Origin of the sequence: Jeotgalibacillus sp. R-1-5s-1, from assembly GCF_004405105.1 — a bacterium.
Taxonomy (GTDB): Bacteria; Bacillota; Bacilli; order Bacillales; family Jeotgalibacillaceae; genus Jeotgalibacillus.
Genome location: NZ_SORW01000018.1, coordinates 1 through 21,664, shown reverse-complemented (window position 1 = coordinate 21,664; position 21,664 = coordinate 1). Strand labels below are relative to the sequence as shown.

General features: G+C 43.1%; 21 protein-coding genes. 6 read left to right on the top strand and 15 right to left on the bottom strand.

What is annotated here, in order from left to right:
* Positions 1 to 8 precede the first annotated feature (8 nt).
* Together nei and E2491_RS08130 are read left to right on the top strand one after the other, a co-directional pair.
* Positions 9 to 845, top strand: coding sequence for an endonuclease VIII (gene nei / locus E2491_RS08135; protein ID WP_134374807.1), 837 nt, complete (start codon positions 9 to 11; stop codon positions 843 to 845).
* 65 nt (positions 846 to 910) lie between these two features.
* On the top strand, positions 911 to 1,387 hold the full coding sequence (locus E2491_RS08130; protein ID WP_134374849.1) for a M15 family metallopeptidase: 477 nt from the start codon (positions 911 to 913) through the stop codon (positions 1,385 to 1,387).
* Positions 1,388 to 1,670: 283 nt separating this feature from the next.
* Here E2491_RS08130 and E2491_RS08125 read toward each other — a convergent pair whose 3' ends face one another.
* From E2491_RS08125 to E2491_RS08105, 5 genes are all read right to left on the bottom strand, one after another.
* A complete protein-coding gene (locus tag E2491_RS08125; protein ID WP_134374805.1) occupies positions 1,671 to 2,324 on the bottom strand; it encodes a Dph6-related ATP pyrophosphatase in 654 nt (217 codons plus the stop codon).
* A gap of 11 nt (positions 2,325 to 2,335) precedes the next feature.
* Positions 2,336 to 2,968, bottom strand: a complete 633-nt coding sequence (locus tag E2491_RS08120) for an HAD family hydrolase (protein WP_134374803.1) — start codon at positions 2,966 to 2,968, stop codon at positions 2,336 to 2,338.
* 89 nt (positions 2,969 to 3,057) lie between these two features.
* Positions 3,058 to 3,852, bottom strand: coding sequence for a hypothetical protein (locus E2491_RS08115; protein WP_134374801.1), 795 nt, complete (start codon positions 3,850 to 3,852; stop codon positions 3,058 to 3,060).
* A 341-nt stretch (positions 3,853 to 4,193) separates the two neighbouring features.
* Positions 4,194 to 5,729: a UDP-N-acetylmuramoyl-L-alanyl-D-glutamate--2,6-diaminopimelate ligase gene (locus tag E2491_RS08110; protein WP_134374799.1), complete on the bottom strand. Its 1,536-nt coding sequence runs from the start codon at positions 5,727 to 5,729 to the stop codon at positions 4,194 to 4,196.
* Between the two features lie 226 nt (positions 5,730 to 5,955).
* Positions 5,956 to 6,321: a VOC family protein gene (locus E2491_RS08105; RefSeq protein WP_134374797.1), complete on the bottom strand. Its 366-nt coding sequence runs from the start codon at positions 6,319 to 6,321 to the stop codon at positions 5,956 to 5,958.
* 115 nt (positions 6,322 to 6,436) lie between these two features.
* Here E2491_RS08105 and E2491_RS08100 point away from each other — a divergent pair, with 115 nt between their 5' ends.
* A complete protein-coding gene (locus tag E2491_RS08100) occupies positions 6,437 to 6,928 on the top strand; it encodes a GNAT family N-acetyltransferase (protein ID WP_134374795.1) in 492 nt (163 codons plus the stop codon).
* A 499-nt stretch (positions 6,929 to 7,427) separates the two neighbouring features.
* Here the strand turns inward: E2491_RS08100 and asnB are convergent, their stop codons facing one another.
* The 9 genes from asnB to E2491_RS08055 all read right to left on the bottom strand — a co-directional run bounded on the left by asnB (position 7,428) and on the right by E2491_RS08055 (position 16,673).
* Positions 7,428 to 9,263, bottom strand: coding sequence for an asparagine synthase (glutamine-hydrolyzing) (gene asnB / locus E2491_RS08095; RefSeq protein WP_134374793.1), 1,836 nt, complete (start codon positions 9,261 to 9,263; stop codon positions 7,428 to 7,430).
* A 49-nt stretch (positions 9,264 to 9,312) separates the two neighbouring features.
* Positions 9,313 to 9,762, bottom strand: a complete 450-nt coding sequence (locus tag E2491_RS08090; protein WP_208528056.1) for a GNAT family N-acetyltransferase — start codon at positions 9,760 to 9,762, stop codon at positions 9,313 to 9,315.
* Entirely contained in the window at positions 9,734 to 10,570 is an 837-nt protein-coding gene (locus E2491_RS08085) for a GNAT family N-acetyltransferase (RefSeq protein WP_166805830.1), read from the bottom strand. The genes E2491_RS08090 and E2491_RS08085 overlap by 29 nt, the downstream gene beginning before the upstream one ends.
* 27 nt (positions 10,571 to 10,597) lie before the next feature.
* Positions 10,598 to 12,175, bottom strand: a complete 1,578-nt coding sequence (gene abc-f, locus E2491_RS08080; RefSeq protein ID WP_134374787.1) for a ribosomal protection-like ABC-F family protein — start codon at positions 12,173 to 12,175, stop codon at positions 10,598 to 10,600.
* A gap of 297 nt (positions 12,176 to 12,472) precedes the next feature.
* Positions 12,473 to 14,575, bottom strand: coding sequence for a heavy metal translocating P-type ATPase (locus tag E2491_RS08075; RefSeq protein ID WP_244093917.1), 2,103 nt, complete (start codon positions 14,573 to 14,575; stop codon positions 12,473 to 12,475).
* Entirely contained in the window at positions 14,559 to 14,939 is a 381-nt protein-coding gene (locus E2491_RS08070) for an ArsR/SmtB family transcription factor (RefSeq protein ID WP_134374783.1), read from the bottom strand. The genes E2491_RS08075 and E2491_RS08070 overlap by 17 nt, the downstream gene beginning before the upstream one ends.
* Positions 14,940 to 15,078: 139 nt before the next feature.
* Entirely contained in the window at positions 15,079 to 15,855 is a 777-nt protein-coding gene (locus E2491_RS08065; RefSeq protein WP_134374781.1) for a sulfite exporter TauE/SafE family protein, read from the bottom strand.
* Positions 15,856 to 15,876: 21 nt separating this feature from the next.
* A complete protein-coding gene (locus tag E2491_RS08060; protein ID WP_134374779.1) occupies positions 15,877 to 16,356 on the bottom strand; it encodes a DsrE/DsrF/DrsH-like family protein in 480 nt (159 codons plus the stop codon).
* Between the two features lie 53 nt (positions 16,357 to 16,409).
* Positions 16,410 to 16,673 carry a metal-sensitive transcriptional regulator gene (locus E2491_RS08055; RefSeq protein ID WP_134374777.1) on the bottom strand — a complete coding sequence of 88 codons (264 nt, stop codon included), beginning with the start codon at positions 16,671 to 16,673 and terminating at the stop codon, positions 16,410 to 16,412.
* A gap of 206 nt (positions 16,674 to 16,879) precedes the next feature.
* Between E2491_RS08055 and E2491_RS08050 the strand changes: the two genes are divergently transcribed.
* Positions 16,880 to 18,562: a methyl-accepting chemotaxis protein gene (locus tag E2491_RS08050; RefSeq protein ID WP_134374775.1), complete on the top strand. Its 1,683-nt coding sequence runs from the start codon at positions 16,880 to 16,882 to the stop codon at positions 18,560 to 18,562.
* 62 nt (positions 18,563 to 18,624) lie between these two features.
* Here E2491_RS08050 and E2491_RS08045 read toward each other — a convergent pair whose 3' ends face one another.
* Complete coding sequence (locus E2491_RS08045; RefSeq protein ID WP_134374773.1) at positions 18,625 to 19,449, bottom strand: STAS domain-containing protein; 825 nt, start codon at positions 19,447 to 19,449, stop codon at positions 18,625 to 18,627.
* A 139-nt stretch (positions 19,450 to 19,588) separates the two neighbouring features.
* On the opposite strand from E2491_RS08045, the gene E2491_RS08040 reads away from it, so the two are divergent.
* Positions 19,589 to 20,809: an MFS transporter gene (locus E2491_RS08040; protein ID WP_134374771.1), complete on the top strand. Its 1,221-nt coding sequence runs from the start codon at positions 19,589 to 19,591 to the stop codon at positions 20,807 to 20,809.
* Positions 20,810 to 20,863: 54 nt separating this feature from the next.
* Positions 20,864 to 21,268 (top strand): sporulation protein, encoded by a 405-nt coding sequence (locus E2491_RS08035; RefSeq protein ID WP_134374769.1) that lies wholly within the window; start codon positions 20,864 to 20,866, stop codon positions 21,266 to 21,268.
* The last annotated feature ends 396 nt before the right edge of the window (positions 21,269 to 21,664 follow it).

Sequence of the window (21,664 nt, the reverse complement as noted above, 5' to 3'; positions counted from 1 at the left end):
GAGGTACTATGCCTGAAGGACCTGAAATCAGACGTGCTGCTGATCAAATAGAAAAAGCCGTTAAGCAAAAGACCATTTTAGAGGTGTCTTTTGCTTTTGAACATTTACAGGATTATGAACCTCTATTTGCCGGTGAAAAAGTGTTGAGGGTTGAAACAGTCGGCAAAGCCATGCTGATGCGTTTCTCTAACGGCTATACGATTTACAGTCACAATCAGCTCTACGGAAAATGGGTGGTCAGAAATGCTTATAACTACCCGAAAACGAGTCGTCAGCTGAGGCTTGCCGTTCATACAGAAAAGAAGTCTGCTCTTTTATACAGCGCCTCTGATATTGAAGTGCTTAAAGATGAAGAGGTTCACCTTCATCCTTTTATCGCAAAAGCAGGACCTGATGTACTCAATCAAAAAGTTTCAGCAGAAGATCTGATTGTGAGAATGACAGATAAAAGATTTGCCGGAAGACGCTGGACTGCTCTACTTCTCGATCAGGCATTTGTTGCCGGGAACGGGAACTATTTGCGAAGCGAAATATTATTTAAAGCCAGGATTCACCCTTCACTAAGACCAAAAGACTGCACAGACATCCAGTTAAGACTGGCTGCTGAAGCCATTTTACATTTAACAAAACAATCCTACGAAACCGGTGGCATTACTAATGACCTTGAACTTGCCAATAAACTGAAGGTACAAGGTCAAAAGAGGTCCGCCTATCGCCATTGGGTTTTTGCCCGGGCTGGTCAATCATGCAGGATTGATGGAACACCGATCGAAAAAATCATTGCGGGTTCAAGAAGGCTGTATTTTTGTCCAACGTGCCAGGCGATTGATGGTGATCAATTGTGAGGCTGCTTTACAGCACAATCGTTTTAGCCATCGTTGCAGTTGCAGGATGGTTGATTTATAAGGAAATGGAATACCGTGAAGAGTTGAGAAACCGGCCTTTACCCCAGGGTCTCCATCCGGTCGTTGCGGAAAAACGCGACCAGTTAATAGAAGAAGCATCGGGAAGAGGAATCGACATCATCATCACAGATGATTTCCGATCCTTCGAAGAACAGGATGAAATTTATGAACAGGGTCGCACAACAGAAGGAAACATCGTATCCTATGCCCGTGGCGGAGAGTCTTATCACAACTTTGGACTGGCCATCGATTTTGCCATTCGTGATGGAGAAGATGTTCTTTGGGACCTGGAATATGACGGGAATGAAAATGGGGAATCCGACTGGATGGAGGTCGTTGCAATCGCCAAAGACCTTGGCTTTGACTGGGGAGGCGACTTCAGAGGCTTTAAAGACTACCCCCATTTTGAAATGCCATTTGGCCTTTCCATCCGTGAACTGCAAAGAGGCGAACGGCCGGAAGAAGGACCAGTTGAATATTAATGATCTCATGAACCAGTTGAAACAAATTCCTTGAGTTCTTAGCTATAAACTGAAGGAAATGTTACAAAAACTTGAATATTTTTAATATAAAATATAGTTATGAAATTCTACAAAAAGGGCCGGTGACATCCGGAGACTCCTGCGGCAGTAAAGCGACAGGTGAAACAGCGTAGTGCGCAGCACTAGCTGGTTCACCGCGCGGCCGCGGAAAGCGAAGGATGTCACCGGCCCGGTTTTTAAGGCTCATTCCTAATAAACTTAACTCAGCCACATACGCTCTTCATTATCTAACAAGCTCCACTTTAGCAAATGAATAACCTGATTCACGGTGAATTCCATTCACAACAAGTGATAGGCGCTGCGAAAACATCGGGCCATCCACAACAACAGTATGAAACTCTCCTTCTTCTCCACACGCATCCACTCCGAATGATTCCAGCTGTTGAATCACATCTTCTGATAGCGTCTGACCTAGAAATGTATCAGGAAGTTTACTGTCCTGAACCGCAATAATCATACATTCAAAACCATGTTCAAGTAACTGATTCAGCACGTCTCGTCTTTCTAATTTCCATAATGGGTGATGAGCAGTCACTGACTTTTTGGCACACGTATCCTGTACCCATTTCAAATGATCCTCAAGATCAATATCTCCAAACACGCCGTCATAAACTTCGTCACTCTTCATTTCTTCAAGTGCTTCTAAAAATTTCGCCTCATACGTTCCCCAGGAAGCTCCCTTTATAATTAAAGGAACACCCACTGCATCAGCCTGAGCCTGAATGACTTCCATAGGCATAGCATGCGATCTGGATCGCTGTTCCGATTCTTCAAACATCGTTAACAGAAAAGCTGGATCGTGATGTTGCTGAAGCATTTTATAAAAGGAAAGAGCGGAATCCTTACCTCCGCTCCATGAACAGAAAAATCGTGTCATCTGAACTCCTCCTATCGTGCGAGAATTTCAGGTATTTTTTCAATTCGATCCACCTGATAATCCGCCTTTTCCCACTCATCAGGTTTACCAAATCCGTATGTGCAGGCAACAACCGGAATATTGTGTACACGGGCTGCTTCAATATCAGAATAACGGTCTCCCACCATAATAGCTTCTTCTTCTTCGAAATGATCGAAGTGCACTTCCAATATATCTGCCTTCTTTTCGCCATTAATGGTACCGAGGCAGATCGGATTGGAGAAGAATTCACGTATATTCTGTGAATCAAGCACCATATCCAGGTAATGCGTTCCACAGTTGGAGGCTGTTGATAAAATATGTCCCCGCTCCTTTAGTTCCTGTAACGTTTCTCTGACTCCAGGGTATAAAATATTTTTTCCTTTTACCAGCTGGTCCAGAAACATACTGCGACGTTTTCTAATAATCGTAATTTCCTGGGCTGTTGCATCCGGTACAACCTTTGCCCAGAAATCGTTTCCTGTCAGACCATATGCAGAACGGACTGTTTCTATTGAAGGATCCTCAAGATGAGGCATGTCTTCAAGTGCAAGATGAAGTGCTTCTATTAAGTGATCCGAGGAATCAACTAAAGTACCATCCAAATCAAATAGAATAAGAGCCATCTATTTCCCCTCCTGATGTATAAACTGAATTTTTACTCACTTTGTTATTATGGCATACTTTTCAGTTGGAAGGAAAATTCAATTGGCTTCTATACCCAGTTCATTTCTTCGTATAATCCGTCATTCTTCACTTCCTTCCATTCCTCTGATAGTTGACTGGCTGTGCGTCTCAGCTCACCAAGACGATATTCATATTCAATAAAGAACTCTTTATCATCATTCATTTTTTCCCATTCATACAGTAATTTTGCCAGTTCAGCACTTTCCCGTGAACAGGCTACTAAATCATTATATGTAGAAGATTTGATTTTCCCTGAAGGATTCACTGCAGACATCATTAATAACCACTTGGAAGATCGTTCCTCAAAATCAATGTTATTGTTTTTATAATATAATTTGAAACAAGGCAGGTTGATGGAAATAATATGGAGGTCGCGGGAGAGTTTTAAACCTGGGGTATTGGCACGGTACTTCCTTTTGATAAAGTATCCTTCGTCATTCCCGATCGAAAATTGTCTTTGAAAATGTACATTGATCAATAGCAGTGGTGTGTCATAGTTCTCTCCATTTACCCGTTGAATATGAAGATCCTTTAACAATAAAGGAACCATAAAAATATCCTCGAGTGTATTCATGAAACGCACCTCTAGATCAAACTCTCTTCCATCGTGATTGAATCCCCGGTAATACAATTTTGTTAATCGTGAAGACAGCGGTTCGCCCGGATAACCAAATGGTTTTCTTTCGATGGCTTTTGTCTTGTTACCCCAGTACGAATGAAGAAAATCAAAGATGAATTCAGGGTGATAGGACGTGTGCAGCTGAGCCCGGTCATGCAGCTCCATAAAGGCAATATCTACTGATAGGTCTGCTCTGTTGATCATGATTATTACATCCCTTCGAGTTGTTACATGAAGTGTACTGAATGGGGATGATGGTTGTAAAATGGGGAAATATTGTTTTTGGTGTTGAGTGTGAGGGATAAAATCGATGAATTTCTATGGAGATTGAATGATTTTTGGTTAGTTGAATAGATGTAAAAACGTTGAATGATGTAATTTAAATTTTTTTAGAATCAGGTCAGGGGGCATCCTTCGCTTTCTTTTGTCTAGCTGCGGATGCCACCAAACCTTTGAAAATGTGCGCAAGTCATTACTTTTTTTAAAAATAAAACAGCAGAACCACAATACGAAAGCATTGTGGTTCTGCTGTTTTATTTTATGTGTTAGGATGTTGTTGTTTTTTCAGTCCGGTATACTTTTTTCTTTTTAGCAGGTACATGATGTTTAAAATAGGACTGGATGATGTCTTCGTCTGAGTGTGGAATGTATTCTCCTTTGACGATTTGTGCTCCGTTGATACAGCCGCTTGAGAGAATGATGACATCTCCTTCGTCTGACAGTGATAAGGATTTTAACACTCCTTCTTTACGGGTTAAGGAAGTATTAATCGAAGGATTGTCGGGATAGCGGAAGCCTGTCATGACCTGATCAACGACTTTCTGAGGGTCATGATCTCCAGGGTGATCGACTGTAACAATGATTTCGTCTGCTTTCCCTTCGACTGTTTCGGCCATCTTCGGCATTTTACCAAAATCCCGGATGCCGATTCCCGCGATCATGACGATCAGTCTTCGATGCGGAAGTTTTTTCACTTCCTCAAGAAGGCTGTTTAAAGCAACTGGCGTATGAGCGTAATCAATAATGATTTTCCGGTTGCCATACTGTTCCACTACCTGAAAGCGTCCTTTTGGATTTTCAATTCTGGACAGATGAGGTAGCATGGACTCAAGTGAAAGTCCTGCATGAAGGCCTGCTCCAATAGCAGCCAGCAGATTTTGCACATTATAGTTTCCGTACACAGATGATCTGACCAGATAGGATTGTCCATTTACGAGCAGCTCGAAAGATGTTCCTTCTTCTGTAACGTGACAGTTATCTGCAATGAGGTCGGCTCCTGAATGGCGATCAAGACTGTAGGTGATCAGGTCACCTTTAAAAGCAGAGGCTAAGTCTCCTCCCATATGGTCATCATCAATATTCACGACCGCTTTTTTTGTCTGATCAAATAGTTTCATTTTAGACATCTTGTAATGTTCAAATGTTTTATGATATTCCAGGTGTTCTAGGGAAAGATTTGTATGAATGGCAACGTCAAATTCGATGCCTTCTACACGCTTCTGATCGACTGCAATCGAGGAAACTTCCATAACGGCTGCCTGGTCTTTACGCTCACGAAGATTATGAAAGATTTTGTGCAAGTCAGGCGCTTCCGGGGTAGTCGGCGTGCTTTTTTTATACACGATTTCCTCACGGGATGAGAAAATACCTGTAGTTCCAATTGATCCTGTAGGAATCCCACTTTGTGTAAACAGTGATTTTACGAAGGCAGCTACCGTTGTTTTACCATTTGTCCCTGTGACAGCAATTGTTTTCAGCTTATTATGAGCATGTTGATAAAAGTGCATTGAAAAATCAGCAAGCGCTGTACGATCATCCCCGACCACAACAAATGTAGAGGTTAAATTCTTCAGGCTGGCTTCCTGAAGCTTTGAAAAATCAGTCCCGACAATGAGCACAGCCCCATTTTTAATGGCTTCATCTATAAATTCATGTCCGTCAGCAACCTCGCCTTTTAAACAGAAAAATGCATGATTTACCTGAGTTCGTCTCGAATCGAAGGAAATTCCCGATATCTCCTGCTTTCGGGAATTAAAAATATGGTTAATCTTCATGTTGATTTCAGTAAAATCGATGACCATTATTCATCCCCTGTCTTTCATAAGTTTTATTACCCCTTTCCCTGAAATTCGACAAATAATGCGCGAATGTTTGACTTTATTTTGAATTCAAAATTTTACATTGAAAAATTTGTTATAAATAAGCATCTGTTTATTAAAACTCTGAGCGTTTTTATTAATCCTGTGAACAAAAATAAAAAGCCGATGAACAACTTCATCAGCTTTAGTATTGCTAGTTAAGATTTAATTAGTCATTACTGCATTCGCAAATCATGAGAACATTTCCATCAGGATCCTCGAATGTAAAAAATTCATCAAATTCGATTTCGCTCACATTATGCGCTTCAAAATCATGTATGTACTGATGGCTTTGCTGAATGTCGTCTGTGTTGAAATGAAAAAGCGGTACTGTGTTCTTTTTTCGTTTCGCATAAATTTTCTGGTCGAGAATAAGGTTGTGCCCGTCCTGCAAACGCACAACATACAAGTGACCGTGAACAATTTCATCCGTAGCCTGCATACCAAGTAAATCGCAATACCAATCACGGGCAGCTTCAATGTTTTTTACCGGAATAAATGTACCGCCTATCTTTGGCTGAATAGGGTTATTCATCAAACCGCTCCTTTCTTTATTCACTACCATTCTTTTTACTGAACTGGAAATCCTGCCGGCTGTTCAATTTTTATATTGTGATTTAGAATAGTAAGAAACGTTTTTGGAGGGTATTATGGTTTTTGTACGAAAAGCAGAAGAAAAAGATATTCATGAAATGACCGTCATTTACAATCAGGCAGTCGCAGAAACCGTTGCCACCTTTGACTTAAAAGCTCATACCTTTGAGCAGAGAAAAGAGTGGTTCGGACGTTACCAGGACCGCTATCCCTTAATTGTGGCTGAAAAAGACGGCCACGTTGCCGGCTACTGCAGCTTGAGCCCATTTCGCGATAAAGAAGCCTATATGGATACGGTTGAACTGTCCATTTACATATCTCCTGAATTTCAGGGAGCAGGCATCGGTAAAAAATTAATGGAAGCGATTCTTGAAGAAGCAAAAAACCGCAAATTTCATGTCGTGATCGGGGGCATTACCGGAGGGAACGAAGCCAGCGTCAGACTTCACGAGCGCTTCGGTTTCGAATTTGTCGGCAACTTCAAACAAGTAGGCTTCAAATTCGGCGAATGGCAGGACGTTCATTTTTATCAGCTGATTTTAAATTAAAGTTAAAAACCGGCCAGAACCTCTGCGGCAAAAGCAGAGGCTGACCGGTTTTTTATTTCCTTCACTTAGGTGACTGATTCCATCGTTTCAAAAAGTGATACAGGCTTTCCAGAAAAAGATTCAGGCTTTCAGAAATTTAATTCCTTCACTAACCCTTTAAGCAACCTTTTCCCCTTCATTACACCCAGGCAATTCCTTCACTAATGATCAGGATTCCTTCCTTCAAATCAACCATTCAATCAAAACCCATCAAGCCTCAAAACCCACCTTATGACGCGAAACAATCTCCCTGCCAAACAAACACCATTCCGCGTCACACCTGTATTTTCATTCCTATAAAAATAAGGTTTTGGAAACTCGTACACATAGGGTATGGGGCATCCGTAGACTCCTACGGCAGAGGAGCGACAGGTGAGACAGATGTGCGTAGCACAACTGGCTCACCGCGCGGCCGTGGAAAGCGAAGGATGCCCCATGCCCGGTTTTCCATTACTTCATCTCACTCCACAATCTCCACCCCATACTCCTCAAACCAGTAATCCAGCTGCACCAGATACGCCATCAGCTGCGGACCCGCCATCAGCTGACCAAACCACGGAACGCTGAACGACGCACCATTCGTCCGGATCAGTTCATTGAGCTTCGTCTTCGAAAACAGCTCCGGCAGCACAGAAGAGCTCCTCGCAGAAGCCTCCTTCAGCATCCCTTTTACAGCTTCTGTATAAGCAGGGTGATACGTTTTCGGATAAGGACTTTTCTTCCTGTATAAGATCTCATCCGGCAACAGCCCCTCAAGCGCTTTTCGTAAGATACCCTTCTCTCTGCCGCCATGCTGCTTCATATCCCATGGAATATTCCACGCGTACTCTACAATCCGGTGATCAGCAAATGGAACGCGCACTTCAAGACCTGCCGCCATACTCATACGATCTTTTCGATCCAGCAGTGTCGTCATAAAACTGATCATATTTAAGTAAGCCATTTCCCTGCGAAGTGATTCTGTTTCTCCTTCTCCATCCAGCCCAGGCGTTTCAGCACGTATTCTTTTTGCCTCTTCCCTTAAGTAACCTGAAAGATCGAGCTTCGTTTTCCAGGCAGGTAATATAAACGCTTCCCTCTCTTTTACTGAGCGAATCCATGGGAATCCAGGCTTTTTAAGCAGCTCTTCATTTTGAAACCAGGGATATCCCCCGAAGACTTCATCCGCACATTCACCTGAAAGTGCAACCGTGTACTTCTTTTTGATTCCTTCACAAAACCAAAGTAGAGAAGAGTCGATGTCTGCCATACCGGGAAGGTCTCTTGCTTTAACTGCATCCTTCAATCTGCCCGCAAGCTCCTGCTGGCTGATCGTAAAGGTTTCATGAGCCGATTTCAAAAAATCTGACATGGTCTGGATCGCCGGTGCATCCTCACTCGGTTTAAATGCGTCCGGTTTATAATGAAGGCTGTTTTCTTCATAGGTAATGGAACATGTATTTAATGCATCAGCCTGTTCTTTTGCCGCCACCGCACTGATGGCGCTTGAGTCGACTCCTCCTGAAAGAAAAGTACAGATCGGTTTGTCGGACACCAGCTGCCGCTTCACTGCATCTTCAAATAAACCTTTTAGATGAGCAGCCGTTTCTTCAACGCTCTCACCGTGCTGCTCCGACTTAACATTCCAATACCGCCATACCTTCAGGCCTCTGCGTGTATACATCATCGCATGAGCAGGTCTGAGCTCGCTGATCCCCTTCAGCACTCCGCTTCCAGGCTTCCTCGATGGACCGAGACCGATCAGCTCCCGCAATCCTTCCCTGTCTAATTGAGCCTTTTGTTCAGGATGAGCGAGGATCGCCTTCAGTTCTGAGCCAAATATAAGCTCTCCATCTTTTTCCGTATAGAAAAAGGGTTTCACACCAAGTCTGTCCCTGCAGGCGAAAAATTCCTCCTGTCTGTGATCCCAGATGGCAAAAGCAAATATGCCGTTAAAGTGCCTTGGGCATTCCGGGCCCCATTCAATAAAAGCCCGCAGGACTACCTCTGTATCTGATCTCGTCCCGAACGTATGACCTTTTCTTTTTAATTCTGTCCGCAATTCCTCTGTATTATAGAGCTCACCATTATAAATTAAGGTAAATTGACCTTTGTCTGTCTTGGCTGACATAGGCTGTGCTCCACCCGCCGGATCAATGACCGTCAGCCGGGTATGACCAAAAAGCGCATGACTCACGGCTTTGATGCCATAAGCATCCGGACCTCTTTTATCCAGTGTGCCGACCATTTTTTCAATGGTTTCCCACTCATTTATGAGAGGACGATTCCAGCTCACCCATCCAGTAATTCCACACATCTGCAGACACCGCCTTTCATCATAACAGTGTATGCACACATGTCAGAGCTTAGAATGTATAACGGGCAACCTGCTCTCCTTCAATCATTACACCTTCCTGCTCCACAAATCCCATGCCTGTATACAGACTTGCAGCAAACGTATTTTCAGGCTCATAGGATAGCGTAATCGTTGAATGGCGATCTTCCTTCATTTTTCGAATCTCATCAATCACCAGCCGAATCGCTTTTTTCCCATAGCCTTTACCCTGATGCTTTTCATCAACCATCATCCGGTAGATCCAAAACTCACCGTCATCACGATCAAGCCCGAATAGTGTAAAACCAACCATTTCATCATCGTGATAAACACCCATTGCGTGAAAGTCTGGTAAAAAGTTCAGCTGAGCCAGGGATATCGCATTTGATGCCACGAAGGTCTGCTGATCATCACGCACCTTTAATCGTACAGCCTTCAGCCAGTTATGTTCGTCAATTTTCTTTAGATAAAGCATGCTGATTCTCCTTTTTAAACACCGATATCATTTTTTCCACAGAGACACCGTCAATCTCCATTCCTTCTATCTCACACCCCGTCAGTTTAACGTTTGTGAAATCACATGCCCTAAAGGTACTGTTCTTAAGTCCTGCATACCAAAAGGACGCGTTGTGAATCGTCGAATCTGCAAGCAGACTGTCTGACATATTCACGTTTTGAAACCTGGACTTTCGCAGATTTGCATTTGACACAGAAAACCGCTGAAGATTAGCATCTGTCACATTTACATTCTCAGCTTTAATGGAAATAAGTTCTCTTTCCGATAAATCACGGTCAACAATCTGCCCTGAAGGTTTGTTCATCTCTTGTTTCTTTTCAAAATAAAGCTCATCTTCCGTTTCAAACACAAGCTCATATCCGCATGCCTGATAAAAATATCGGTTCGGCACCTGTCTGACTGATGTTTCAAGCTGCCACCTGAAACAATCCGGATACCGCTCCTCCAACAGCTTCATCGCCTGTTTCCCCCAGCCTTTTCCCTGATGAGAAACGGCAATGAAAATACGGTCAATCCGGACATACCCTCTGGCAGGAAACGTCAGCACGGCTCCACCTACCATCTCACCGTCGAGTTCAAGGCAAACAACCTCGAGATGCTCTAACATATACATCATCATTTCCTGATCTGCATACCCTGGCGGCTGTACATTCGCATCCGTCCCACCCTCCAGCATCCATCGATCTGCTTCCATAGAAAAGACCTGATCTGATAATGTTGTTAAGGATACCAGGTCATGTTGATCCGCTTTTCTTAATGTTAATTTCTCCATTTTCATTCCCCTTGTTTGCTTTACGCATTATGAGTCTGTCTTTTGTAATAGCTCCCTTTTCTTCTGTACAAGAGCCTGAAATTCTTCCTCAAGCACAGGGTCAGGCATAAGACTGATTCTGCTCAGCACTTCTGAGATCTTAGTCTCAACCATAAGTAATTGATCTTTGTTTTCATCACGGCTTTCAGACGGTTGATACGCCTGATATTCAGCAAGCGTACCTTCAAATACATGAAGCTCGCCCTCTTTAATTTCAAGAATCCTTGTTGCGAGCCTGCTTGTTAATTGTCTATCATGCGAAACGAATAAAACGGTGCCACGATAATCCATCAGCAGACTTTCAAGCGCTTCAACAGCTTCAATATCAAGATAATTGGTCGGCTCATCCATGACCAAAACGTTCAAATCACCCAAAAACACTTTGGCAAATGCCACCTTCACCCGCTCCCCACCTGAAAGAACAGAGACAGGTTTATAGACATCATCACCATAAAAATGCAGCCGGGCGAGAACGGTTCTGATCAAATTTTCTTTTTGGATTGACTCCTCACTGACATTTTCAAAAATCGTTTTGTTTGTTTTCAGCCGATCAAGATTCTGACTGAAATAACCGAATTTAACGGACGGCGATACATGAATCTCATCTTTTCCATCCAACACCGCCCGGATAAGTGTTGTTTTTCCTGATCCATTTTCTCCAATCAGTCCCACCTTTTGACCGCCATTAATGTGAAAAGGTTTGATGGTAAACAGCTTTTTATCTCCAGCTGTGATGATCTGCTTATCAAATCTTATAATCGCCCTTCCTTTCATATCCGACTCATTGGGAAGATTCATTTTAACCGGCGGTAATTCTCTTGGCCTCTCTACCTTCTCCATCTGGTTAAGCCTCGTCTCAAGCGCTTTAGCCGTTTGCCTCAACTTCTTCTGCTTTTTAGCAAAGTATGGCTTGGCATTCTTTGATTCGATTTCAGTACCATCCTTCGGTTTCTTCGTAGCACGCTTCGCACGTTTTTCCTTCTCTTCAATTGCGGCTTCAAGCTGCTTCTTTTTGCGCTCATACTGAACATGGGCTTCCTCCTGCTGACGTCTTCTGAGTGCCTTTGTATCAGCAAAAGTAGAATAGTTCCCTTTATACTCCTGAATTTTCCCATCATCGATTTCCCAGATTTTCGTACAAAGCTTGTCAAGAAATGCCCGGTCATGCGAAACCATCAGGATGGAACCTGGAAACCGCTCAAGGTGTTGTTCAAGTGACTGAACGTGCTCAACATCAAGGTTTGTAGTCGGCTCATCTGCCAGCAAAAGATCCGGCTTTTCAGCAAACGCCTGATTAATATATTCCTGCGTAACCTCTCCTCCGCTTTTAACCGTATCCGTATTTTTCAGCTGTGGGAGCAGAGTAATATGTCCTTTTTTGAACAGCTCGCCTTCTTCAGCACGTATCTTTCCATCAATCAGGTGAAGCAAAGTGGACTTTCCTGATCCGTTTTTTCCGACAAGCCCGATTCTGTCACCTTTTCGAATGGTCAATTCCTCTATTTCAAACAGTGTTCTAGCTCTCACAGCCACTTTGATTTCTTTTAATTCCAGTAAAATCGTCATACGATCATCCCCTATTTTCAAATTTCAGGGGACAAAAAAAGCCCCCTATCCGCTTACCGAATAGGAGGCATGGGTACACGAATGCCTTAAATAGAGAGTCCTCTCCAAATAAGACATGTCCCGGTTAAGCCTAATCCTATTCTGAAAACGGATGATGTGCGTGAAGACAGACGGGTTGCGTTTGCCAATCACAGAGTTATCATCATTGTTTTCTAAAAATAGGATTAGTACTTCATTCTCCCGGGTCACCCTTCCGTTATTTGTTAGCACCATCTTATGGGATTAAAAACGAAACTGTCAAGCTTTTTCTTTTACACGCAATAAACGCATACCGTTCAATGTGACGAGAAGCGTTGCCCCAAGATCTGCAAAAATAGCGATCCATAAAGTCAGCCAGCCCGGTACGACAAGTAACAGCGCGATCACTTTAATGCCGATTGAAAAAGCGATATTCTGCTTAATGATCCAGAGGGCTTTACGGCTTAATTTCACAGTAAACGGCAGCTTCTCAAGATCGTCTCCCATCAGGGCAATATCAGCCGTTTCCATTGCTGTATCCGTTCCGGCACCACCCATTGCAATTCCGACTGTTGAGGCTGCAAGAGCCGGTGCATCATTGACACCGTCACCAACCATCGCAACCTGATGGCCGTTCGCCCGAAGCTTTTTAATTTCTGACAGTTTATCCTCCGGAAGAAGCTCCGCACGTACTTCAGATACGCCTGTAGCTTTTGCCATTGCAGCTGCTGCTTCCTGATTGTCCCCGGTCAGCATGATCGTGGATTTAATCCCTAAATCATGCAGACGTTTTACCACAGGAGAAGACATGTCACGGACTTCATCAGCAATTCCGATAAAACCGATGACCCGCTCCTCCGTTCCAAACACAAGAACCGTTTTCCCTTCTGCCAGCAGCTCCTCCATCACGTCCCGTTCAGGGATACTCACACGTTTTTCTCTAAAAAGAGCCGGTTTTCCGATCAGATAGCGTGTTCCTTGAACGACTCCTATCATTCCTTTTCCAGTAAGAGACTGAACGTCATCTGCTTCAATTTGTGCTTCCCCTGCTTTTGACAGAATGGCTGAAGCAAGTGGGTGACGTGAATGCTTTTCGATCGCTGCAGCATAATGGATCAGTTTCTCTTCATCAAAATGCGGATCAATTGCCACAATATCTGTAACAGATGGTTCCCCTTTTGTCAGCGTTCCTGTCTTGTCAAAAGCGATGGTGTCAAGCTTACCCATTTCTTCAAGATAGACACCCCCCTTGATCAGGACGCCCTGTTTCGCTGCATTACCTATCGCCGTTACGATCGCGACAGGAGTTGAAATTACGAGTGCACAAGGACAGCCAACGACAAGAACAGCCAGCCCCTGATAAATCCACTGCGTCCAGTCAGCTTCACCAATTAAAGGCGGCAGAATCGCTACTAAAAAGGCAATGGCGATAATCGCAGGAGTATAATATTTGGCAAACTGATCAACAAAAGCCTGAGATGGTGCACGTTCAGCTTGTGCTTCCTCCACCATATGAATAATTTTCGCAAGTGTCGTGTCCTGTACATTTTTGGTGACTTCAACTTCCAGCACCCCCTCCTGATTAAGGGTTCCGGCAAACACTGTATCCCTTATGCTTTTTTCTACCGGGATGGATTCACCCGTAATGGCCGCCTGATTAATAGAGGAATGTCCCTTGATAATCACTCCGTCCATTGCGACTTTATCGCCTGGTTTGATAATCATTACATCCCCGGGCCGCACATCATCTACAGGCATTTCAATTTCATGATGTCCCCTTCTGATCAGAGCCGTCTTCGGGGAAATATCCATAAGAGATTGAATAGATGCTCTCGCTTTATCCATTGAATACCGCTCAAGCGCTTCACTAATGGCAAAAAGGATGACAACAACGGCTCCTTCTCCCCATTCCCCAATGATTGCTGCACCAATTACGGCAACCGTCATCAATGTTCTCATATCAAAATTCAGCCGGAATAAATTTTTAAATCCTGTGATAAAAAGCGAATATCCCCCAATCACTATGGCTCCCGCCAGCAGAACAACCGGGACCCATTCCACCTGGACAGTGCGTTCAGTTATAAACCCGGCTGTTAAGAGTATGAACGACAGTAAAACATTCCAATGACGTCTAAAAAAGTTGATTTTCTCAGGTGGGGAATACGCTTGCCGGTCATCAGTGACCCGCAGTTTTTCAAAAGCGCCCGCTTTCTCCAGCTGTTCTATCGTGGTGATCCCTTTTACCGTAATTTTTGAAGCACCGAAGTTAACCTGGGCGTCCTCAACCCCTTCAAGACTCTTCACATTCTTCTCAAAGGTTTTTGCACAACCCGCACAGGAGAATCCATTCACGCGGTACGTTGTTTCATTCACTTGATTCATTGCGCTCCTGAACCTCCTTTTCATGCTCTACAGCAAGATCGATCAGACTTTTCACATGATGATCATCAAGCGAATAATACACCTGTTTCCCCACTTTTCTGCTTTTAGCAAGACCGAGGGATTTCAGATGTCTTAAATGATGTGATGCAGTTGCATTCGATGATCCAATCACTTCAGCTACATCACACACACATAACTCATCTTCTCTGGATAAAATAAGAGCAATCTTCATTCTTGTATCATCAGCTAATGCTTTAAATAGATTTGCAACATTTCCTGCATTCGTCTCCTGCAGATGAATTTTTGAGCGCTTAACCTTATCAGGATGAATATTCGTTGCCTCACAGCAAACCTCACTTTTCATTAAAAACACCCCTAACATTCAAATCTTTGTTTGATTATAATATACTCCTTTCCAACATATTATTCAAACACTCATTTGAATGTTACAGAAAAATAAAAAAAGGGACAGAGCTGGTGAAAAGGATCACCCGCTCCGTCCCCTACAAAATGTCCATCCAAATCTTAATGGCTGTTGCCAGAATAATAACTGCAAGCAGGACTTGAAGAACTTTTGTATTCATTTTTTTCCCTAATTTCGCTCCAAGTGGTGCAGCGATCAGACTTGCTACAACCATAACGGCTGCCGGTAAATAATCGACCTGTCCTGTTGTCACTTTGCCAATAGTTGTTCCAATCGAGGCAATAAATGTGATGGCAAGAGAGGACGCAATGGTTACCCTGGTTGGTATTTTAAGCACAACCAGCATGATCGGCACGAGTAAAAAAGCGCCTGCTGCTCCGACAATGCCGGCACTTACACCTACGATAAACGCCAGACCTGCCGCCAGCCACTTGTTAAATGTTATCTGATCGTACGGAATATCTTCACGGCCCTTTTTCGGTACAAACATCATGACGGCAGCAATTAACGCAAGAATTCCGTAGACCATATTGATGGTGTCCTCGGCTAAAGCCTTCGAACCAAGTCCCCCGATCAGACTGCCGATTAGTACGGCAGCCCCCATATAAATAATTAAGGTTTTGTTCAGATATCCGCCCTTCCGATATGCCCACACACCGCCAATGGTCGCAAAGAATACCTGTACCGCCGAAATTCCTGCCACCTCATGCGCACTGAATGCAGCAAGTCCAAACAGCGGCGGAATATAGAGAAGCATAGGGTATTTAATGATAGAGCCGCCAATACCAAGCATTCCGGATATATAAGAGCCGATAAAGCCGATCAGAAATAATACGATAAACAACTCAATAGTCATGATGCTGCCTCCTTCAGACGATTAAATAAATAGGTTTACGTTCCCGTCTTCAGCATCCGCTAAATACGCTGCTACACCTGCATAATCAATTTCCTCAAGCAATTCTTCCTTCTGAAGTCCGAGTAAATCCATTGTCATCGTACAGGCAACAAGCTTTACCTCCTGCTCCTGAGCCATCTCGATCAAGTTAGGAAGCTCCATGGCATTGTGCTTTTTCATGACACTTTTAATCATTTTCTGCCCAAGACCGCCAAAATTCATTTTGGACAGCCCCATTTTATCTGCGCCCTTTGGCATCATTTTGCCAAACATTTTTTCCATAGGGCTTTTCTGCACGTCCACATTTCCATCCTTACGGAGTGCATTCAGCCCCCAGAACGTATGAAAAATGGTGACCTCATGATCGTAAGCAGCTGCACCATTGGCAATAATATAAGCAGCCATCGCTTTATCATAATCCCCACTGAATAATACAATCGTTGTTCTCTTTTTTTCTGACATGACAAATCCTCCTAAAATAATTACCCTATAGGGTATATGATTATTCAAAAAAATTACCTGCTCTTCACAAGCAGGTTCACCGCTTCTTTGATGAGTTCATCCGGTTCACGTCCGTCTGTCTCATTTGCTTCTTTTACACATGTCACTAAATTTTCACTGACGACCAGACCAATCGTGCGGTCAATAGCCGTCCGGACTGCCGAAAGCTGTGTCACAACCTCTTTACAGTCCTTGCCGTTTTCCATCATGGAAAGAACGCCTCTGAGTTGTCCCTCCACTCTTTTCATCCGGTGAAGCGTTTCTTTTGGATAATCCACAACAGGCACCTCCCTGCATTTGATCAGTGAATCTGAGTTAATAATATACCCTATAGGGTATTAAGTCAATAATTTAAATCCTACAAGACAAATCTTTAGAAAAATAAATACTTTTTACTATATTGGTTGTAATTACAGGATGGAAATAGTTATAATATACTAGAAAAAGTTATAATTTTCAAAAAAATCAGAATTGAGGTGCGCTGATGAAACTGATTGGGAAGCTGTTAACTTCTTATTTTGCAATCGCCACTCTGATCCTTATTCTCGGTATTCTGGCTATCTACAGTATGATGCAAATGGACAAGAATGCCGATTCGATGTACGTTGACCGCGTCATTCCTTTATCATATCTTGGGGATATCAGTAACAATGTCGGGTTAATTCAATCAGAAATGATGCATGATGTTTTAACTGAGGCTACTGTTTACTCAGAGGAAATTCAAAACGCCATCTCAAATATTGATGGTATTTTAGTAGACTATCGTGCTACATATCTTGTTCCTGAAGAAGAAACTGCCCTTGAAAGCTTTGAATCTGCCTGGGAGGAATATAAGCCAATAATTAACGAAACAGGTGGATTAATCGAAGCAGGTGACTGGGATCAGGCTGAGGTTGTATTACTATCAGGTGACGCATATTTTCATACCCTCCAGGAAGGTGTTATCACCATTTCAAGCGTTAATGAACAGGTAGCTGGAGAACTTCAGACAGACAGTGAGCAGTTTTTCACTTCAACCCGTCTGATTATTATTCTTCTCTCAGTGCTCGCGATAGCTGGTTCTGCAGCAATTGGTATTTATATGGGTCGCTCTATCGGACGCTCTACTGTAGCCGTGTCAAACCGGATGAAACAGATTGCGGATGGAGATTTGACCGCAACTCCTTTTTCAACGAAAAGAAAAGATGAAATCGGTGATTTAACCAGAATCGCCAATGATATGCAGGAACAGCTCAAATCATTGATGAAAAGCCTTGCGATTGCTGCAGATGAAGTGTCAAAGCGGAGTACTTTATTTAAACAGACATCGTCAGAAGTAAGAGAAGGCGGCGAACAAATCGCAGTTACAATGCAGGAATTGGCTGGCGGATCAGAGTTACAGGCGAATAATGCCGGCCAGCTTTCTGAGTCCATGATGTTTTTCAAAAATAGAATCGAATCCGTCACTCAAAATAGCCGAATTGTTGAGCAAAGCGCCACAAATATGTCAGACAAAACCGCTGCCGGCAGCAGGCTGATGGAAGATTCACTGTACCAGATGAATCAGATTGATTCTTTAGTCAGCAATAGTGTAAAAAGTGTTAAAGGGTTAAATGAGCAGACGAAAAACATTTACTCACTGGTCGAAGTCATTCAATCGGTTGCTGATCAGACGAATCTGCTTGCTTTAAACGCCGCGATTGAAGCAGCACGGGCAGGAGAGCATGGAAAAGGCTTTGCCGTTGTCGCAGATGAAGTACGAAAACTTGCAGAACAGGTATCTGAATCTGTAAGTGAAATTACGGGTATCGTCAGCAACATTCAGACAGAATCAAACCAGGTTGTGTCTGATCTTGAAAGCGGTTACAAAGAAGTGGAGCACGGTTCGAAAAAAATGAAGGAAACCGTTGACACATTCCATGAAATTAACCTTGCCATTTCTAACATGACAGACCTGGTCCGCGGTATAACAGTGAGCTTAAATGAAATTGATAAAGAAAGCACACAAATGAATAATTCTATCCAGGAAATTGCTTCAGTTGCCCAGGAAGCGGCTGCCGGAGTGGAAGAAACCGCCGCTTCAAGTGAAGAATCACTAAGCTCAATGGAAGAGATTAATTCACACGCCAATGAACTTACCGAAATCTCCAAAGAACTTGAAACGCAGGTGAATAGATTTAAGTTTTAAATGTCATTTTTTCTTTCATAAAAACAGGCAGAGACAACTGTAACATATGTCTCTGCCTGTTTTTATATTTTTAAGCCTTCAATTGCGGTCTTTAAGTTTTTACGAATCGTCATACCCTCGAATTTTATACCAATCTCAACAACTGCCTGGGCAATTTCCGGACGAAGTCCTGTCAGGATCGTCTTAACCCCGATCAACTTCAGGGAATCGATCACCTGAGACAGCTCATTTGCCACCATTGTGTCAACCATTGGCACACCGGATAAGTCAAAAATCAGCGTCGAGTTCCGAAGCTCCAGACATTTGTGTAACGCCACTTCTTTTAAGACTTTGGCACGTTCATCATCCAGTTCACCAATGAGTGGCAAAATCGCAACATCATCATTTAATCCGACAACCGGGACAGAATACTCCATTACGCTGTTCTTCGCCTTATTTAAATAATGGCGGAAGTTTTCAATATAGGCCAGACTGAATTCCTGACCGGCTTTATCAATAATCGGATCAATAATAAAGCTGATTTGAATCGCTTCCTTCGCCGTCAAACCAACCTCATCCACTTTTTCTAAAATCGTATTCCACGTCACCGTTCTCCAGGAAGTCAGCGTTGTAAGTGCATCGTCAAGCTCTATACCTCTGTAGACGGCTTCCTCACCGGACGTGCGCGCCCACTTCTTGATATCCGTCCAAACTACAGAAGAATCATTTTGCCTTACCGCTTCCGCAATGTACCCGATAAACTTTGCACGCCAATCATTCAGCTCTGCCAGTTCATCCGGAGGTAAATTTGATTCGACAAATTCTTTATCCAGGCTCTCATTCAATTCTCTTGCCAGCTCTTCACTTTTTTGCATTATGTATGATCCCAGTTGTGCATATGCATTCATTGAACACCCCTCCTGTCGATCTCACTCTATGCTAATATTCTCCTATTTTAATAAAAATGTAAACTCCTATAATTATGTAGACAAACGAAATACTTTCACTCATACTTTTTGATATGGAAAAAAGGAAGAAGGTTTTAACATGTTTCGCAATCGAAATGTCTGGATTCTGCTGACCGGAGAGTTTATTGCCGGAGTCGGTTTGTGGCTCGGAATTATTGGCAACCTGGAATTTATGCAGGAGAAAGTTCCGTCTGATTTTATGAAGTCACTGATTTTAGGAGCAGGTCTCCTCGCAGGTGTGCTGATCGGCCCTCTGGCCGGAAGAATTACAGATCAGCTGCGTAAAAAAACGGTGATGCTTGCCTCCGGTTTTGTGAGAGCGATCAGCGTGATCTTTATGTTGATCGCCATTCAACAGGATTCTGTGCTGTGGATGATTGTCTTTCTCGTCTTTATTCAAATGTCAGCAGCCTTTTATTTCCCTGCTCTTCAGGCTGCCTTGCCACTTGTTGTAAAAGAAAAAGAACTGCTTCAGCTGAATGGTATTCATATGAATGTGTCTACTTTATCAAGGGTTCTTGGAACCGCTGTTGCAGGAATTTTAGTCGTTCAGCTTCCGTTATCAATGGTTTATCTGTTTTCTCTATTAGCCTATCTCGGTCTGTTCGGTGTTACGTGGTTGCTTCAAATAAATGAAGAGCTTCCAAAAGCTTTGCCAAAAGAAGCAAAACAGCGTCCCGCCGGTTTCAGCGAAGTTTTCCCAATCATAAAAGGCTTGCCTATTGTATTGATGACGTTAATTCTCACGCTCGTCCCACTGTTGTTTATCGGCGGATTTAACCTGATGGTCATTAATATCAGTGAAATCCAAAATGACCCTGCCATAAAAGGCTGGATTTATACGGCTGAAGGGATTGCTTTTATGATCGGTGCCTTTGTGATTAAACGAATTGGCGAATCGTTTTCACCTTACTCGATTTTATTCGGCTTTTCATTTGTCATCGGCTTTTCACAATTCCTATTATTCTTTGCAGACATTCCTGCACTATCCATTTTATCATTCGCCATTTTCGGTTTTGCGGTAGGCTGCTTCTTTCCTACAGCGGCAACCATTTTTCAAACGCGCATTCCAAAAGAATTTCACGGTAGGTTCTTCTCGTTTAGAAATATGCTTGACCGGATCGTCTTTCAGGTCGTCCTTCTGTTAACAGGATTATTGCTGGATTTAATCGGCCTTCCTTTGATGGTTGTTGTATTTGGTGTCCTTTCATTCGTCATGACCAGCGTATTTTATGTACGTTTCCGTAAACTCAAAAGCTCACCGGAACTTGCTTCAACACCCGGTGGAACGATAAATTAATATTAGCAATGAAACCTTTATAAAATGTAATCGTATGAAATACCAAAGGATGTGATGAAAGTGCTCGCAAGAATGATCAGTGCGCTCTCACCGGGAAAAGGAAAAGTGGATTTAGTGTTAAATCAAAATACACTGACTCCTGGAGAAAAGATAACGGGTACATTCAAGCTGAAAGGCCCACGACAAAAAGCAAAGGTCTCAAGACTCGAATGTGATCTGATGAAATTTGATCCTGACTCTAACGAAGAAAAGCCAGTTGAAATTGCTGCGACGATTTATATGTCTCAGGAGATTGATGATAAGGAGTGGAAGGAGATTCCCTTTACTTACGTGATTCCTGAACACCTGGCCCAGCATGACGAAAAATGCCGCTACCGCTTCAGAACAAGACTGATTTTCAAGAACAATGTTCAATATATTGACCATGATGAGTTGAAGGCTGAGGAGAAGAATGATTAAAATAATTCGCAAGATCCCTTCGGCTTTCTTTTAACCGGTAAGCTCCGCGACAGGCGGATGCTTTCCGCGGCCGGGCGGTGAACCTCTTTGACGCTTCGTGCCTTCAGAGTTTCACCTGCCCTTCTATGCCGCAGGAGTCGCCGCCTTCTGCTCCACTTACCTGAAATTTTTAAACATAGAAAAGATCTTTCTGACTTTATACATTACTTTTCATCAAGTCATAAACACTTATTTTTAAAAGGACCGGACACACCCGAAGACTCCTGCGGCAGTGAAGCAACAGGTGAGACAGCGTAGTGCGAAGCACCAGCTGGCTCACCGCGCGGCCGCGGAAAGTCAGCTATATTATAGTCAAGAGAAAAAACAGATCTTTTTTGGTTTTTTTTTGAGGATCAT